This window comes from Sphingomonas turrisvirgatae (assembly GCF_001721295.1).
GTDB lineage: Bacteria > Pseudomonadota > Alphaproteobacteria > Sphingomonadales > Sphingomonadaceae > Sphingomonas > Sphingomonas turrisvirgatae.
Genome location: NZ_MDDS01000068.1, coordinates 126,102 through 141,806, shown reverse-complemented (window position 1 = coordinate 141,806; position 15,705 = coordinate 126,102). Strand labels below are relative to the sequence as shown.

18 protein-coding genes are annotated in these 15,705 nt (G+C 65.2%); 11 read left to right on the top strand and 7 right to left on the bottom strand.

The window, feature by feature from the left end; all coding sequences use genetic code 11:
- The first annotated feature begins 57 nt into the window (after positions 1-57).
- The 7 genes from rfbA (at position 58) to BFL28_RS17345 (ending at position 5,482) form a co-directional block, all read left to right on the top strand.
- Positions 58-948, top strand: a complete 891-nt coding sequence (rfbA, locus tag BFL28_RS17375; RefSeq protein WP_069321770.1) for a glucose-1-phosphate thymidylyltransferase RfbA — start codon at positions 58-60, stop codon at positions 946-948.
- Positions 945-1,490, top strand: a complete 546-nt coding sequence (gene rfbC / locus BFL28_RS17370) for a dTDP-4-dehydrorhamnose 3,5-epimerase (RefSeq protein WP_069321769.1) — start codon at positions 945-947, stop codon at positions 1,488-1,490. The genes rfbA and rfbC overlap by 4 nt, the downstream gene beginning before the upstream one ends.
- Complete coding sequence (gene rfbD / locus BFL28_RS17365; protein ID WP_069321768.1) at positions 1,487-2,344, top strand: dTDP-4-dehydrorhamnose reductase; 858 nt, start codon at positions 1,487-1,489, stop codon at positions 2,342-2,344. Before rfbC ends, rfbD begins: the two co-directional genes overlap by 4 nt.
- Positions 2,337-3,404, top strand: coding sequence for a dTDP-glucose 4,6-dehydratase (gene rfbB / locus BFL28_RS17360; protein WP_069321767.1), 1,068 nt, complete (start codon positions 2,337-2,339; stop codon positions 3,402-3,404). Before rfbD ends, rfbB begins: the two co-directional genes overlap by 8 nt.
- A complete protein-coding gene (gene welK / locus BFL28_RS17355; protein WP_241527380.1) occupies positions 3,368-4,420 on the top strand; it encodes a beta-1,4-glucuronosyltransferase WelK in 1,053 nt (350 codons plus the stop codon). Before rfbB ends, welK begins: the two co-directional genes overlap by 37 nt.
- Positions 4,417-4,665 carry an XrtV sorting system accessory protein gene (locus tag BFL28_RS17350; protein WP_069321766.1) on the top strand — a complete coding sequence of 83 codons (249 nt, stop codon included), beginning with the start codon at positions 4,417-4,419 and terminating at the stop codon, positions 4,663-4,665. Before welK ends, BFL28_RS17350 begins: the two co-directional genes overlap by 4 nt.
- An 82-nt stretch (positions 4,666-4,747) precedes the next feature.
- A complete protein-coding gene (locus BFL28_RS17345; RefSeq protein WP_069321765.1) occupies positions 4,748-5,482 on the top strand; it encodes a PEPxxWA-CTERM sorting domain-containing protein in 735 nt (244 codons plus the stop codon).
- A 50-nt stretch (positions 5,483-5,532) separates the two neighbouring features.
- Here the strand turns inward: BFL28_RS17345 and BFL28_RS17340 are convergent, their stop codons facing one another.
- Together BFL28_RS17340 and BFL28_RS17335 are read right to left on the bottom strand one after the other, a co-directional pair.
- Positions 5,533-6,063, bottom strand: coding sequence for a retropepsin-like aspartic protease family protein (locus tag BFL28_RS17340; RefSeq protein ID WP_069321764.1), 531 nt, complete (start codon positions 6,061-6,063; stop codon positions 5,533-5,535).
- A gap of 63 nt (positions 6,064-6,126) precedes the next feature.
- Complete coding sequence (locus BFL28_RS17335) at positions 6,127-7,083, bottom strand: hypothetical protein (protein WP_131818684.1); 957 nt, start codon at positions 7,081-7,083, stop codon at positions 6,127-6,129.
- A gap of 140 nt (positions 7,084-7,223) precedes the next feature.
- On the opposite strand from BFL28_RS17335, the gene BFL28_RS17330 reads away from it, so the two are divergent.
- Genes BFL28_RS17330 through BFL28_RS17320 form a run of 3 tightly spaced genes read left to right on the top strand, consistent with a single transcriptional unit; the run spans position 7,224 to position 9,498 of the window.
- Positions 7,224-8,060, top strand: a complete 837-nt coding sequence (locus tag BFL28_RS17330) for an exosortase/archaeosortase family protein (protein ID WP_069321762.1) — start codon at positions 7,224-7,226, stop codon at positions 8,058-8,060.
- Positions 8,057-8,737: an exosortase C-terminal domain/associated protein EpsI gene (locus BFL28_RS17325; RefSeq protein WP_069321761.1), complete on the top strand. Its 681-nt coding sequence runs from the start codon at positions 8,057-8,059 to the stop codon at positions 8,735-8,737. The genes BFL28_RS17330 and BFL28_RS17325 overlap by 4 nt, the downstream gene beginning before the upstream one ends.
- Complete coding sequence (locus tag BFL28_RS17320) at positions 8,734-9,498, top strand: hypothetical protein (RefSeq protein WP_069321760.1); 765 nt, start codon at positions 8,734-8,736, stop codon at positions 9,496-9,498. Before BFL28_RS17325 ends, BFL28_RS17320 begins: the two co-directional genes overlap by 4 nt.
- Here BFL28_RS17320 and BFL28_RS17315 read toward each other — a convergent pair.
- On the bottom strand, positions 9,495-10,631 hold the full coding sequence (locus tag BFL28_RS17315) for a glycosyltransferase family 4 protein (protein WP_069321759.1): 1,137 nt from the start codon (positions 10,629-10,631) through the stop codon (positions 9,495-9,497). The two genes, BFL28_RS17320 and BFL28_RS17315, sit on opposite strands and share 4 nt — an antisense overlap.
- Before the next feature lie 88 nt (positions 10,632-10,719).
- Here BFL28_RS17315 and BFL28_RS17310 point away from each other — a divergent pair, with 88 nt between their 5' ends.
- On the top strand, positions 10,720-11,739 hold the full coding sequence (locus BFL28_RS17310) for a glycosyltransferase family 2 protein (protein WP_069321758.1): 1,020 nt from the start codon (positions 10,720-10,722) through the stop codon (positions 11,737-11,739).
- On the opposite strand, the gene BFL28_RS17305 is transcribed toward BFL28_RS17310, so the two are convergent.
- From BFL28_RS17305 to BFL28_RS17290, 4 genes are all read right to left on the bottom strand, one after another.
- Positions 11,736-12,728: an NAD-dependent epimerase/dehydratase family protein gene (locus BFL28_RS17305; RefSeq protein WP_069321757.1), complete on the bottom strand. Its 993-nt coding sequence runs from the start codon at positions 12,726-12,728 to the stop codon at positions 11,736-11,738. The genes BFL28_RS17310 and BFL28_RS17305 overlap by 4 nt on opposite strands.
- Positions 12,729-12,844: 116 nt before the next feature.
- Entirely contained in the window at positions 12,845-14,050 is a 1,206-nt protein-coding gene (locus BFL28_RS17300; protein WP_069321756.1) for a beta-ketoacyl-[acyl-carrier-protein] synthase family protein, read from the bottom strand.
- A complete protein-coding gene (locus tag BFL28_RS17295; RefSeq protein ID WP_069321755.1) occupies positions 14,047-14,304 on the bottom strand; it encodes an acyl carrier protein in 258 nt (85 codons plus the stop codon). Before BFL28_RS17295 ends, BFL28_RS17300 begins: the two co-directional genes overlap by 4 nt.
- Positions 14,305-14,365: 61 nt before the next feature.
- Complete coding sequence (locus BFL28_RS17290) at positions 14,366-15,703, bottom strand: HlyD family type I secretion periplasmic adaptor subunit (protein ID WP_069321754.1); 1,338 nt, start codon at positions 15,701-15,703, stop codon at positions 14,366-14,368.
- Positions 15,704-15,705 lie beyond the last annotated feature (2 nt).

Sequence of the window (15,705 nt, the reverse complement as noted above, 5' to 3'; positions counted from 1 at the left end):
CCTAGGGCATTTCCACAGAGCGCAAATTCGTCTAGCGCTGCGCTGCAACATCAGGAGATGCACGTGCCAAGAAAAGGAATTATTCTCGCAGGCGGCTCTGGCACACGTCTGTATCCCCTGACCAAGGGCGTCTCGAAACAGTTGATGCCCGTCTATGACAAGCCGATGATCTACTATCCGCTGTCGGTGCTGATGATGGCGGGTATTCGCGAAATTATGATCATCACCACGCCGCAGGATCAGGAGGCGTTCCGGCGCGTCCTGGGCGACGGGTCGGATTTCGGCGTTGACCTCGTCTATGCCGTGCAGCCCGAAGCGGCGGGCCTGGCCCAGGCCTATCACATCGCCGCCGATTTCGTCGGCGACCGGCCGTCCGCGCTCGTGCTGGGCGACAACATCTTCTATGGCCACGGCCTGCCCGACCTGTTGGGCAGTGCGGCGGCGCGCACATCCGGCGCGACTGTGTTCGGCTATTACGTCAGCGATCCCAAGGCCTATGGCGTTGTCTCGTTCGATGCGCAGGGCCGCGCCGAGACGATCGAGGAGAAGCCGGCTGAGCCCAAGTCGAACTACGCTGTTACCGGCCTCTATTTTTATGACGGCAAGGCGGTCGAACTGGCGCGCGACCTCAAGCCATCGCCGCGCGGCGAGCTCGAGATTACCGATCTCAACCGGCTGTATCTCGAAGCCGGTGAGCTGTCGGTCGAGCTGATGGGGCGCGGTTTCGCGTGGCTCGACACCGGCACGCACAATTCGCTGCTCGATGCGGCGACCTTCGTGCGCATTACTGAGGAGCGGCAGGGCCTGAAGATCTGCTGCCCCGAGGAAATCGCCTGGCGACAAGGTTTTATCGACGATGCACGGCTCGAGGCGATCGCCGCGCCGCTGCGCAAGAGCGGCTATGGTGGATATCTGCTCGGCCTGCTGGACGGCAAGGTGATCGCGTGAACGTCATCGAGACCGCCATCCCCGGCCCGCTGATCCTCGAACCGCGCGTATTCGGCGACGAGCGCGGTTTCTTCATGGAAAGCTGGAACGCGAAGACGTTCAAGGCGGCGGGCCTCGATCTCGACTTCGTGCAGGACAATCACAGCCGCTCGGCAAAGGGCGTGCTGCGCGGCCTGCATTTTCAGAACCCCAATGCGCAGGGCAAGCTGGTGCGCGTGGCCAACGGCGCGGTGTTCGATGTCGCGGTGGACCTGCGGCGATCCTCGCCGCATTTCGGCAAATGGGTCGGGATCGAGCTGTCGGCGGCGAACAACCGCATGTTCTGGGTGCCGCCGGGCTTTGCGCACGGGTTCGTGACGCTCGAGGACGGGACCGACTTCCTCTACAAGTGCACTGCGCTGTATGATGCGGCGAGCGAGCACTGCCTGATGTGGAACGATCCCGATGTCGGGATCGAATGGCCCGACCATGTCGGCACCTTCCAGCTTTCTGCCAAGGATCAGGACGGAACGTCGCTGCGCGAGATCGAGGGGTTCGCGTGAAGGCATTGATCGTCGGTAGCGGGGGCCAGCTCGGCCGCGCGCTGGCGGCGGTCGCCCCGGCCGGCGCTCAGGTGATCGGCCATGACCGCGCCGCGCTGGATATCGGCGATGCCGCAGCGGTCGATGCGGCTGTCGCGGCGGCCAGGCCCGACCTGCTGTTCAACGCCGCCGCCTACACCGCGGTCGATAAGGCCGAGAGCGAAGAGGCCGAGGCGCTCCGGATCAATGGCACGGCGGTGGCGGTGCTGGCGGGCGCAGCGCGCCGGCATGGCGCGCAACTGGTGCATGTCTCGACCGACTTTGTGTTCGATGGGCGGAGCGGCGTGCCCTATGCGCCCGACGCGCCTACCGCGCCGCTCGGCGCCTATGGCCGCACCAAGCTGGCCGGCGAGCAGGCGGCCGGCGCCGACGCGCTGATCGTGCGCACCGCCTGGGTCTACGGGGCCAGCGGTGGCAATTTCGTCCGCACCATGCTGCGCCTGATGCGCGAGCGAGACGAGGTGCGGGTCGTCGCCGACCAGATCGGCACGCCGACCCGCGTCGATGGTCTCGCCGCCGCGCTTTGGGCGCTTGGGGGACAGGGCGTGCGCGGCACGTTCCAATATACCGACAGCGGCGTCGCCAGCTGGTATGATTTCGCCGTCGCGATCCAGGAAGAAGCGCTGGCGATCGGGCTGCTCGATCGCGCGGTGCCGGTCATCCCCATTCCGACCACGGATTTCCCGACGCCTGCGCGGCGGCCGGCCTTCTCGGTGCTCGACAAACAGAGCAGCTGGGATCGGCTCGGCTGGCAGGCACCGCACTGGCGCGTCGCGCTGCGCACGACCCTTAAGGAACTGAGCGAACATGGCTGAAATTCTCGTCACCGGCGGCGCCGGGTTCATCGGGGCGAACTTCGTCCATTACTGGCGCGCGCGGCATCCGCAGGACGGCATCACCGTGCTGGACGCACTGACCTATGCCGGCAATCGCGCCAATCTTGACGGACTGGAGGGCGTCGATCTGGTCGAAGGCGACATTCGCGACACCGACCTTGCCGAGAAACTGCTCGCCGAGCGCAACATCGACACGATCGTGCATTTCGCGGCCGAAAGCCATGTCGATCGGTCGATCACCGGCCCGGACGCGTTCATCGAGACCAATGTCGTCGGCACGCATTCGATGCTGAAGGCGGGGCGCAAGGTGTGGCTCGACGCCGGCACCGGCAAGCCGCACCGTTTCCACCATGTCTCGACCGATGAAGTCTATGGCTCACTTGGCCCCAGCGATCCAGCCTTTGCCGAGACAACGCAATATGCCCCCAACTCGCCCTATTCGGCGTCGAAAGCGGGGTCGGACCATCTCGTCCGCGCCTATCACCACACTTATGGCCTGCAGACGACGACCAGCAATTGTTCGAACAATTACGGCCCCTTCCAGTTTCCCGAGAAGCTGATCCCGCTGTTCCTGCTGAACGCGCTGCACGGGCGGGCGCTGCCGATCTATGGTGATGGGATGAATGTGCGCGACTGGCTACATGTCGAGGATCATTGCCACGGCATCGAACTGGTGCTGCAGTCGGGGCGGATCGGCGAAACCTATAATGTCGGCGGCGGCCAGGAGCTGCCAAACCTCGAGGTGATCGGCGAAATCTGCCGCACCGTCGATCGTGCCTTTGCCGAGGATGCGAGCCTCGCCGCGCGCTTCCCCGATGCGCCGGCGGCGAAGGGCGAGCCGACAGAGCGCCTCAAGACCTTCGTCACCGACCGCAAGGGGCATGACCGCCGCTATGCGATCGACGAGACGAAGATTCGCGGCGAACTGGGCTACGAACCCACGCGCGATTTCCCGCAGGGGTTCGCCAGCACGCTGCGCTGGTATCTCGATCACGATGCCTGGTGGCGACCGCTGATCGCGCGCTCGGCCCTGATCTGATGGTCGGCCGGCTGCGCATCTGTCTGGCGGGATCGGGCGGCGGTCATGTGCGTCAGCTGCTCGATCTCGAGCCGTTGTGGAGCGAGCATGACCATTATTTCCTGAGTGAAGATACCGCCCTCGGCCGCGCTCTGCGCAAAACGCATGCAGTCGATTTCGTGGCGCATGTCGCGCTGGGACAGGCGAAACTGGGTGCGCCATTCAAGATGGCGGCGGCAGGCCTCGCCAACTTCTTCCAGTCGGCGCGCAGTGTGTTCAGGCGGCGGCCGCAGGTGGTGATCACCACCGGTGCTGGCGCGATGTTCTTCACCGTGCTGTGGGCGCGGCTGCTGGGCGCGAAGATTGTGCTGATCGATTCGATGGCGCGGGTGCACCGCCCGTCGGCCTTCGCGCGGCTCGCCGGACCGTTCGCGCATATCCGCATCTCGCAGTCGCGGGCCGCCGGCCGGGCATGGTGCGATGCGCTGGTGTTCGACTCGCTCAAGCTGCTGCCCGACACGCCGCCGCCCAAGGAGCCGCTGCTGTTCGCCACGGTCGGCGCGACACTGCCGTTCGACCGGCTGATCGAGATGGTCGAGACGGCCAAGCACAAGGGCCTGCTGCCCGAGCGGATCATCGCACAATGCGGCGAGGGCGGCCGAAGGTCCGACACCATCGAAACGGTCGAGTCGCTGGGCTTCGACGAAGTGAAGGACATTCTGCGCCGCGCCGACTTTGTCGTGTGTCACGGTGGGACGGGATCGCTCGTGACCGCGGCGCAGAACGGTTGTCGCACCATCGCCGTTCCGCGGCGTTTCGCGCGCGGCGAACATTATGACGATCACCAGGAGGAAATCGCCGAAGCCTTTCACGAGCGAGGTCTGGCGATCGCGGTGGACGACCAAGACGAGTTCGAGGCCGCCATCGCGGAATGGCGCACGCGCACGCCGCAGGTTGCGACTCGTGATGCTTCGGCAATGATGGCGTATTTGCGCAAGCTACTGACGGATTGGGACAAAAACCGGAGCGCAGGGTGAACACGGCATTCGATTGGCTGAGCGTCGCACTGTTCAGCGCTGTCGCTTTGCTGTTCCTCATCCGGTCGGCGCAGCCCGAACTGCGCGATCGGATGATCGCTTATCTGCCGCCGGCGCTGGGCTGCCTGATCGCCAATCAACTGGGTAATCACGGCCATGAAATATGGGGTGGCGTCCTCCTCGTGCTGACGATCGGCTATGTCGCGCTCGTGTTGAGACCGCGTTTTCCCGACAGCAAAGCGTGAGCGAGTTAACCCCGTTTCGGAACGCTCCGCCTTGCTGAACGGTTACGCTTCCGGTAAGCTTACGCTTCGACGGGAGAAGAATATGGCCGCTTCGGCCAGCGAACATCGCCTTCAGATGCGCATCCTCTTCGTACTCAGTTTGCTGGGTGCGCTGGTGGCGCTGGCGTTCAGCCAGACCGCAGGATTGTTCAACCCGCCATCGATCATCGCCGCTGGCGCGCAGACGCCGGAAGAGCTGGCTTCCATCACTCCGGGCTCGGCGCAGGGCGGCGCCGGCGGCTTCGTCCCCGGCACTCGCCGGCCGTTCGCCGGCAACCGCAATATCACGCCGCGTACGCCGGGCGTGCAGCAGCCCGGCGCGCAGCAACCGGGCGCGATCGACGATGGCCTGGGCGGGCCCGTCGAAACGGCGGACGCCACCGGCGCAGTGCCGCCGTCGATTGCGACAGATCTTGGCACAGTTCCCGCAGGCTTCGCCCCGGGCACGTCCGCCCCGGGCGGCGGTAGCACGGACTTTGGTCCCGGTGCCGGTTTGCCAGGCGGTGGTCCAGCTGGCGCGCCGGGCGCATCCGCCAACCCGCCGACAAACCCCAATGATCCCGGTACGGGTAATCCCGGTACGGGCGATCCAGGCACGGGCAACCCGGGCACGGGGACGCCAGGCGATCCAGGCACGCCGACAAATCCAGGTACACCGACCACGCCGGTACCTGAGCCGGCGACGTGGCTGATCATGATCGTGGGCATCGCGATCATCGGCGGCGCACTGCGGAGGCGCAAGCCGGTTACCGTCGATGGATCACTCGCGCACGCCTGACCGATAGCCTGTCGACGAAAAGCGACCGGGCATCGGCGTACGAAATCGCCTTAGCGAAGGGTGAGTTGATCGCCCTCGATCGACAGCGTGTCGAACTTGGCAAGGGCGTTGTGCCCGAGCAACGAAACGCCGACGCCGTCTTCGACAATGGCCGCTTCCACGCCGTCGAGTTGACGCCCAGCGACCTTGAGTTCGTCGATCGCCACGCGCGCCACACGGGCCTGACCCGCTACCGTCCGCACATGTTCGTCATAGCCAATCCCGCCAGCGGAAATGCCGGCGGCGCGTGCGTCCTTGCTCGACAGGATGACGATACTGGCGCCGGTATCGACCAGGAACCGAATCGGCGTGCCGTTGATCTGCGCGGTTACATAGAACATGCCGTCGCGTGAACGCTGCACTCGATGGCGCCTCCCCGCCGCATCCGTCGTTTGCAGTTCAGGCCGCTCGGCCGCCAACAACGCGTTGGCGGCGGTCGCGTCCCTATGCAGCGCGGGCGGCGTGTCGAGGCGAGCCTGCACCGCGAACGGCAACGCGGCAGCAATCGGCACCATCAGCAGGGAGAGGCTCTCGCGAAGCATGCGCCATGGCTAGCGCCTGCGGTTTAAGATCGACTTTGCCGGTATGCTTGACGCTGCGTAAACCTAAATGCCCGCTTCAGCCGGAGCCCCGACGCGCCTTTTCTCCTTCGCTTCCAGACGCTTGAGATGCCGGTGCTGGATCCAGGCAGCGACGAGGAAGACGAGGGCAATCAACGCGAGTTGAACCGCCGTGATATAATAGGGCAGCTGGATCGAGATCGGCCGGTTCGTCAGCACCTCATAGGGTTTGGCAAGCGTGTAGCCATTGCCGGCATAGAGTGTCGGCATGAACGCGGGCAGCGCGATACGATAGGCGCGAAGCGGCTGCGACATGTCGACTTGCGGCACCGCGCTGCCGTTCCAGCTGCCGTCCGGCACGAATTCGACGAAGCGCCGAATCATGCGCGGCTCCGCTGGATCGATCACCGGCACGAAGAAGGCACTTTCGCGGTACAGCAGGACATCGTTGACGGTCGTCACCATGAGTCGGCCGTCCGGTCGCCCCTGGATGACGCGCGTCGCCGCATTTGGCGCGGTCCCGAAAACAACGGCTTCCGCGCCGCGCGGCAGCAGCAGTGCCCAGACCGCAATCGTTACCGCCATGACCATCACCGTGGCACCGACGATCCGCAGCAGTCGTGCGAACCGTCCCGCCGACAGGATCGCGGACAGCGCCTCCTGCCTTTCCGCGTCGTGCGCCTGAGCCTGTGCCGAAACGGATGCGGTCTTGCGATCGGCATCAGCCTCGCGGCGGATCAGGCGAACCAGCAGGTCGATCAGGATTCCCACCAGGGTCGCCACCGCAACGAAGATCGCGATGTTGAAGATCGGCAGCGACTGACCGAAGCGGCCAAATTGCCAATCCGCGAGCCAAACGGGGACGCCGTCCTGAATGTAGGTCTGGGCCGAGAGAAACCCCATGATCAGGATCAGCGGGAGCGCGACGAGCGAAATGATCAGCCAAGGGCGATTGCCCCCGGACTCTTGCGGCGTCGCCGCCGATTGCGCTTGCTCCGTCATGGAGGCCTCCTCGTACGCATGCACGCGGCTGGCCGCGTATTCTGTTTACCATCTCATGATAGACCGGGTCTGACTTTGCAAATACCCTCAAATCGAATATCGATCCCTGTGTGGCGCCGACCGCATCCCCTTTTGGATCAATGTCCCGATCGCTAACACGCCCGGCGAACATTTCCAGCACGGCGCCGCTCGTACTGGCCGTCCTGCTCTTTGCCGCGCCGGCATTCGCCGCAGTCGCGCACGATGCCTGGACATTCGGCAACGGAGCGCATCTCCTGTTCATCCTCGGCGGCGGATGCTGGCTGTTGTGGGACTCACTTCGGGGTGCCGCGCCGCGGCAGGCGCGGCTCGCCGGGACGCTCGCATTGCTCGTGCCGGTCATCGCGATCTATCTGCTGGGCCGGATCACCGGAATCGCCTGGCTCGGCTGGATCGCGACCTGCGCCGCCGGGCTAGTGCTGGTGCACGAACGCTATGGCACGGCCGGCGTCGCCCGCGCGGCGATCCCGCTGGCGCTGCTGGCGTGCATGGCGCCTCCCCCGCTCGCGCTGGTCGCGCCGATCAGCGATGGCATCATCGCCGGAACAGGACGGCTTGCTGTCGACCTGCTCAGCCTGGGCGGCATGGACGCAGCGATCGCCACGCCGATGTTCTACGTCAACCAATATGAGCTGCAGCTCGCCGAAGCCTGCGCCGGACTGAACACGGTGTTCACCCTGACGATCTGCATGGTGCTCTATGCCTATCTGCGGCATCGCGGCGACTGGCGCCAGATTCTGCAACTGGCGGTGTTCGCGGTGCCCATCGCCCTGCTGGCGAACCTGCTGCGCATTCTGTTGATCGCCGGCGTTATCGTGACGTTCGGCGATGCCTGGGGCCAGGGCGTGGTGCATGATCTGGCGGGCGTCACGCTGTTCGCCATCGCGCTGCTGTCGCTAATCGCCATCGACGAAGTGCTGGGACGGGTTCGGCAATGAGCGACGCCGCCGCCGGGCCCATGCCGCGGCGCGACCTGCTGCTGGGCGGGGTGCTGGTGGGTGCGTCGGCACTCGCCTTTGCGCTACAGCCGCGCGCGCTGCCCGACGACGCATCGATGCCGCTTGGCGATGCGGTGCCGCAGCGCGTGGCGGGTTTCCAGGCGATTGCGGCGAAGGGATTCGTGCTGCCCGACGCCGGGCCATTGTCCGACCGGATCTATGTGGATCTGCTCACGCGGCTGTATGCGGCGGACGGCTCGCCATCTGTAATGCTGCTGATGGCCAAGGGTCGCGTCGACGATCCGGGCATGTCCGTGCATCGGCCCGAGCGCTGCTATCGGTCGGCCGGGTTCAGCATCGAGGACAAGGGGCTGGCACGCCTGCCCGCACCCTTCCCCGCCGATGCCCGCGCCGTCCGAATGACGGCGCGGCGTGAGGACCGCGTGGAACAAGTGCTGTTCTGGACACGCGTCGGATCGCGGTTCCCGGCGTCGGCGCTTGACCAGCGTCTGTTCACCGTGCGCGAGAATCTGGCCGGCATACTGCCTGCCGGCCTCTTGTTCCGCCTCTCCGTGCTGGGCGATGATTCGGCGGCAGCGTTCACGCTGCTCGAGCGGTTCAATCGCGCCGTCGTGGCGGCAAGCGCGCCGGCACGCATGACGTTGCTCGGCCAATGAAACGCAGCGCCATTGCCCTCATGCTGCTGACGGCATGCAGCGCCGCCGCGCCGGAAGGTCAAGTGGCGGCGCGCGTCGATGGAATCGAGATTACCGACCGCGAGCTGCTGAGCGAAGCCGAAGCTTCTGGTGTCGATCTTGCCAATCCTGCCACGCGTGCCGCAGTGCTCGAGCGGGTGATCGACCGCAAGCTGCTCGCCCGCGCGGGTCAGGCGGCGATGACCGACCGGGTGCCGGCGGTGCAGATCGAAACGCGACGAGCGCGGGAAGGCGTGTTGGCGCGCGCCTATGCCCGGCGCGTGACCGCCGATGTTGCGCCGCCGGCCGCTGACGCGATAGATCGCTTCATGCGTGAAAATTCGCACTGGTTCGCCAGGCGTGCCAGCTATGTCGTCGATCGGCTGAGCACCACTGCGGCCATTGCGGAGCCAGCCTCGGCAGCGGCGGCCGCGCAGGCCTTGGACAGAAGCGCACAGACCTATCGCCGGGCGCTCGTGCTGATCGACAGCAGTACTCTGGATACGACCGGCAATGCCCGGCTCGCCGCCCTCGCGCCCGGACAGACCCTGCGCAGCGTCGTGGGCGGCGTCGTCACGATCGACACGCTCCTGCTCACGCAACCGGTCGTCGAAGCGAGCGATGTGCAGCGTGCCCGCGCGCGCACGATCCTCACTCAGTCTCGATCGACCGCCGCCGTGAATACCGCCGTTCGGGGGCTGCGCGCCGAATCCGATATAGCGCTGCGGCAGGCGCGGCGCTAACCGGACGCGCCGTCCTCGGCGCGCGGTTCCACCACTTCGGCCAGCGCGGTCGCCACCGCGTCGCCCCAGGCGGACCAGTTCAGCTGGGCCTCGTATTTCCGGCGGGCGGCCAGACACATTGCCAGATACTGGTCGCGGTTGCCCCACAGCCTCAGGATCCGGTCGGCGTAATCGGCGGGCGAGGCATCGAGCGGCAATAAAAGCCCGGTCTGGTCGTCATCAACCACCCCCCCGACGCCGCCGGTCTGAGCGGCAATCACCGGACGCCCGAAAGCAGCCGCCTCGCAATAGACGATCCCGAACGCTTCTTCCCGGCTCGGCATCGCCATGAAGTTGGATTGGCGATACAGCCCGATCAGCTTTTCATAGCCGGCGCGATCCGACTTATCGATCTTGCCGTGGACCTTAACCCCTGCCAGCCCGCGCGCCGCGCGCGGGCGGGCACCGACGATGTGCAGTTCGGCATTGCCGGTTCGCGCGCGCAATTCGCGCCACACGTCCAGCAGCACCGGCCCGCCCTTGCGCTTCCAGTCATAGCCGACGAACAGGAGCCGCAGCGGACCGTCGATCGTTGGTTGACGAAAGCCCGGATCGATATCGAGATTGGCGCCCATCGGTACCGTGCGGAGCATGGCAGGGTCGAGGCCGTAGGTCTGGCTGGCTGCATCGACCGCCCATTGCGAACAAAGCAGCGCGCGATCGACGCGCTCGAGCAACGCGCGCTGCAAGGCATCGCCCTGGATCCGGGCGCGCTGGTGAAGGACATGATATTTGCGGTAGTGCGCGATCACCGTCGCGTACATCGCGTCCGCGGCATAGACGATCGGCCATTTTGGATCGATGTAGGCGATCTTGTGCGCGGCTGCGACTGCGACGATCGCATCGGGCTGAAGCTTTTCGAGTTGCTGGTCGATTACCTTGCTGTAATGCTGCGCGACGACGTGACGCCGCCGCACCGCGAACCCTGCCCGCTCCAGCAGCGCCGCCTTGGTCGTGACACGATCCAGTGAAGGCGTCTCAAGCACATGCGTGTCGGGAAAGCGGCGCAACACTTCCCGATGGCTGTACCAGGGAATGCCGCTCCACGACCTGCGCGAAAACGGTGTCGCAACGGAGATATAGGCTATTCGCAAAAGACCCTTCCCTGTACCGGCAACCCCGCTGCGCCGGCCATGCGATTTCTTACCAAGCGCCCCCTAAACATCTGCTTGATGCCGGATCATGATTAACACGGTTTCGATCATTATTCCCGCTTTCAATGCAGCGAACTGGGTTCGCAGCACGGTGACGTCTGCCTGTGCGCAGAGTCACCGCGATCTGCAGGTGATCGTGGTGGACGACGGTTCGCAGGACGAAACGGCGGCGATCGTCGCCGACATGGCGCGCGGCGACAGCCGGATCATGCTGATCCGCCAGCCCAATGGCGGCGTCGCGCGCGCGCGCAATGCCGGCATCGACGCTGCGGTGGGGGCGTTCATTGCGCCTCTGGATGCGGACGACCTCTGGGCGCCCCGCAAGATCGAGCTGCAAGTGGCGGCCCTGGCGCGCGCACCTGCGGGAAGCGCGCTGGCTTACAACTGGTATAGGCGCATCGATGCGGCCGACCGCATACTGCCTGTATCGCCATATCCCCTAGTCGAGGGAACGGTCTTTCACCGCCACCTCGAGTGGAATTTCATTTCGAACGGCAGCACGCCGCTGGTACGCGCTGACGTCGCACGCGCAGTCCGCTATGATCCGGCACTGCGCGATGCGGGACGTGAAGGGACTGAGGACTATCTGTTCCAGCTCCAGGTCGCGCGCGCTTATGGCTTCGTCTGCGTACCGGCGTTCCTGACCGGCTATCGCACACTGCCGGCTTCGATGGGCGCAAACCCGCTGCGAATGGCGCAATCGCATCTCGCGATGTTTGCGATCATCGCGCGCGACGCTTCGCCCGAGGCACGTCGGATCATCGCCCGGCGTCAGGCGGAATACAGGCTGACCGTGGCCCGGCTGTTGGCGCGCGCGCGCGATCCGCGCGCGGCGGCCTATCTGGCAGGTGCAGCGCTCGCCCGGCCGCAACTGCTCTGGAAATCAGCGCTGCGACGATCGCGTACGACCGCGCCGCTTGCCGCGACGCTCGACGCGGGAATGCGTTTCGATGACTGCGATATCACGGTACGGGACGGAAATTGGGCGACACGACGGCCGCCAGCGCTGCTCGCCCGGCTGGCCGAACTGGACGCGCGGCCCGCCTAATCCTCGAGCCGCACCGGCGATGGCGCATCCGTTTCGGCGCCATGCTGAATCTGGTCGCGGAACCAGTCCAGCGTGCGCTTCACGCCCTCTTCGTAGGTGATATTGGCCTGCCAGCCGGGCAGCACCTGACGGCAGATCGTAAGATCGGGGCGCCGATTGGTCGGATCCTGCGGGATCGGGGGGCACATCTTGATGCGCGCGCCGGGCACAAGGCTGACGATATAGTTCGCGACCTCGGCCACCGAAATCTCGCGGTCGTTGCCGACATTGAGCGGACCGCCATAAGTTATGCCGCTGTCGAGCCAGAAGAACCGCTCGAGCGCGTCGACGATATCGTCGACATAGCCCCAGCTGCGCGTCTGGTCGCCTTCGCCATACAGCGTCAGTTCGCCATGGGTCAGCGCCTGGCTCAGGAAGTTAGAAACCGCACGACCGTCGTCCGGACGGGTGCGGGGACCATAGACGTTGAACAGGCGAACGACGCGAATTTCGATACCGCGCGTGCGTTGACATTCGAACAGCAGCGCCTCGGTACAGCGCTTGCTCTCGTCGTACGACGAGCGCGGGCCGGTGCAATCGACGAAGCCGCGATAGGATTCGGGCTGCGGGGTGACGAGCGGATCGCCATAGACTTCCGAGGTCGAGGCAAAGCTCATCCGTCCGCCGGGAACCAGCATTTCGACCAGATTGAGCGCGCCCACCAGATTGGCGCGGATCGTCCGGATCGGCTCCCGCATATACCAGGGCGGCGAGGCGGGCGAAGCCAAGTGAATGATTTCATCGAACTTGTCGCCCGTCGCGAAATCCTCGATATTGCTTGTGACCAAATTCAGCCGGGGGTCGCGGATGTGTGCCAGGTTGGTGGCAAGCCCAGTCCAGAAATTGTCAACGACGACCAATGTTTCCAGGTCGTTCCGGCGCAACAGGCGATCGACCATATGCGAGCCGATGAAACCCGCGCCGCCAGAGATCAGCACCTTTTTACCCATTGACCCCCCCTACCGCGACAACAGCCGTGGCCGCTGTGTCGCCCCCTTCCAACTGTTCGGCGGAGAAGCAATCGAGTTGCTCAACCGCAAGTCCCATCCCGGTGCATTTTTTGCAATCATGCACATCCTAACGCAATTACCGCATTCAGCCCGCCAAAAGCGAAAGAATTGGAAAGCGCCGTGTCGAACTGGACCGCCCTCGCATCCCCCGGGATCATATCGATCCCCAGCGTGTGGTCCGGATTGTCGCAATTCGCGGTCGGCGGCACGACCTGCTCCTTCAAGGCCATGATCGTCACGACAGCTTCCAGCGCACCGGCTGCGCCCAACGCGTGCCCCAGCACGCCTTTTGACGAGGATACCGGCGGCAGCGTTCCCGATCCGAACACGGCCTGGATTGCCGCGCTTTCCACCTGATCGTTGAGCAATGTGCCCGTCCCGTGCGCGTTAATGTAACCGACACGATCCGCCGCGAGCCCGGCATCGTCGAGCGCCAGGCGCATGGCCGCCGCCGCCCCATTCACGTCGGGCGACGTGAGGTCCCCCGCGTCCGCGCTGGCGCCAAAGCCCAGCACTTCGCCGAGGATGGGCGCGCCTCTGGCGACGGCATGCTCCCAATCCTCAAGCACCAGCATGCCCGCGCCTTCGCCCAGGACTAGGCCTGAACGATCGCTGGAGAAAGGCCGGCAGGTGTCACGTGCGAGGACGCGCAGCGCCTCCCACCCCAACAAGGTGCCAGGCGTGACGCAGGCTTCGGCCCCCCCGGTCAAAGCGACGGTTACAGCGCCCGACCGCACCAGTTGCGCCGCGGCCCCGATGGCGTGAGTGCCAGATGCGCAGGCGCTGGCGATGACATAGGTGATGCCATGCGTGCCGAGATCCATGGAAACATGGCTCGCGGCCGCATTGCACATCAGCTTGGGAATGGTGAGCGGATGCGCGCGGCGATTGCGTTCGCCATACATGCGGTAAAACGCATTATCGAGCGTCACCAGGCCGCCCACGCCGACCCCGACGATCGCCGCGGCCGATCGCAGGGCGGGACCATCGGACGACAGCCCCGATTGGGCGACGGCCTCACGCGCCGCGACGACGGCCAATTGCGAAACCCGGTCGAGCAGCGCGGCACGTTTCGCGCCGAGATGAAGGTCGGCATCGAAATCGAGCGCCTGCGCCGCGATGCGCGTCGTGATGTATTCCGAGCGGACGCAATCGAGCGGCCCGATCCCGCTGCGCGCGTCGCGCACCGCCGACCATGTCTCCGATGCTGTCAACCCGGCGGCGGAAACAGCCCCGATGCCGGTAACGGCGACCCGTCTCAAACGGCACCCTTGGCCGCGATTGCCTCATCCACCAGGCGGACCACGTCGGCCACCGTTCTGAACTGCTCCATGCTGGCGGTGTTCGCGTTGAAGTTGATGTCGATGTCCCACTGATCCTCGATCTCGAAGACCGTCTCGATCACATCGAGCGATTCAAAGCCCGCTTCCTGCAAATCGAGGTCGAGTGTCACCGACGACGGGTCGCGCTTCAACTGCTTGGCAATGATGGTCATGACCTGATCTGCCGTCGACATCGCATGACTCCCGTTACTTGCTGAGTAGAGCAACCCGCCCCATGTTGCAATGCGGCATCAATCACTCGCGGAACGCGCGATTGAACTGATCCATTAGTGGCTTGAGCAGATAGGACATCAGCGACCGCTTGCCCGTCGCAAAGAACACTTCGGCTGGCATGCCCGATTTCAGCTTTACGCCGCGTACGCGGCTGAGCTCCGCTTCCGAGACACGGACACGTACGGGGAAGAACGACCCGCCCGTCCGCTCGTCCACTTTGGGCTCGGCCGCGATGTAATAGAGCGTGCCCTGCAATTCCGGCGTGGTCTGTCGGTTCAGCGTGGTGAACATCACAGTCGCCGACTGATCGGTCTGGACCTGATCGATGTCGTTCGGGCTGATCGCCGCTTCGATGATCAATGGTTCGCCATCCGGGACCACCTCGGCGATCGTCTGGGCGGGGGGAACCACGCCGCCGATGGTCTTGTAGGCCAGCTTTTCCACGATACCGGAATGCGGCGCGCGCAGCAGCGATCGTTCCGCGGCGTCCGTCGCGGCGATCGACCGGATCTTCTGGTCGCCAAGCTGCGCCGTGATCGCGATCAGCTCCTGCGCCGCCTGGGTCCGCGCCATGCGCTGCGATTCAAGCATCGACACGCGCAGTTCGGCCACGCGCGCATGCAGGCGGGCGATGTTCGAACCCGCCGACGCTGCCGATGCGTTGAGGTCGGCGGCCGTGCGCTCCATCTGATTGAGGCGGGTGATCGTGACCAGCTTGCGCTCATAAAGCGAGCGAACCGAATCCAGTTCCGGACCGATCAGGGCACTTTGCTTGCGGGACGAATCCATCTGTGACCGCGTCGCCGCAATTTCCTGTTCCGTCTGGGCGATCCGTTCGCGAAAGCCGCCCTGTTCAGCCATGCGCAGCTGGGCGCGGACCTGGAATTGGCGAGTGGCCTCCTGCATCGCCGCGACCGCACTGGGCGAGGGATTGTTCCTCAATTCGGGCGGGAAATCGATGCTGGTCGCGCCATCTCGCTCGGCCGTCAGCCGCGCACGCGCAGCCAACAGCTGCTCCAGCGACTGGCCCAGCATTGAGGCGCTGCCCCCGCTGACCGTGCTGTCGAATCGCATGATCGGGTCGCCTTTGCGCACCCGGTCGCCCTCCTTGACATAGAGCGCGGAAATGACGCCGCCGGTCGGGTGCGCCAGCTGCTTGACGCTGGATTCGACCGACAGCTTGCCGGCCCCGATCACCGCGCCGCTCGTCTGAATTACCGATGCCATCAGGATCAGGCCGATCACCAACCCGGCGATGACGATATAGGTGACGCGCAGGCTGCGGCTTAGCTGCGCCTGCGGATCCTCGAATTCGACAAGAGCCGGGCGAAGGGCGACTGCGTTGGACTGAGACGACATGG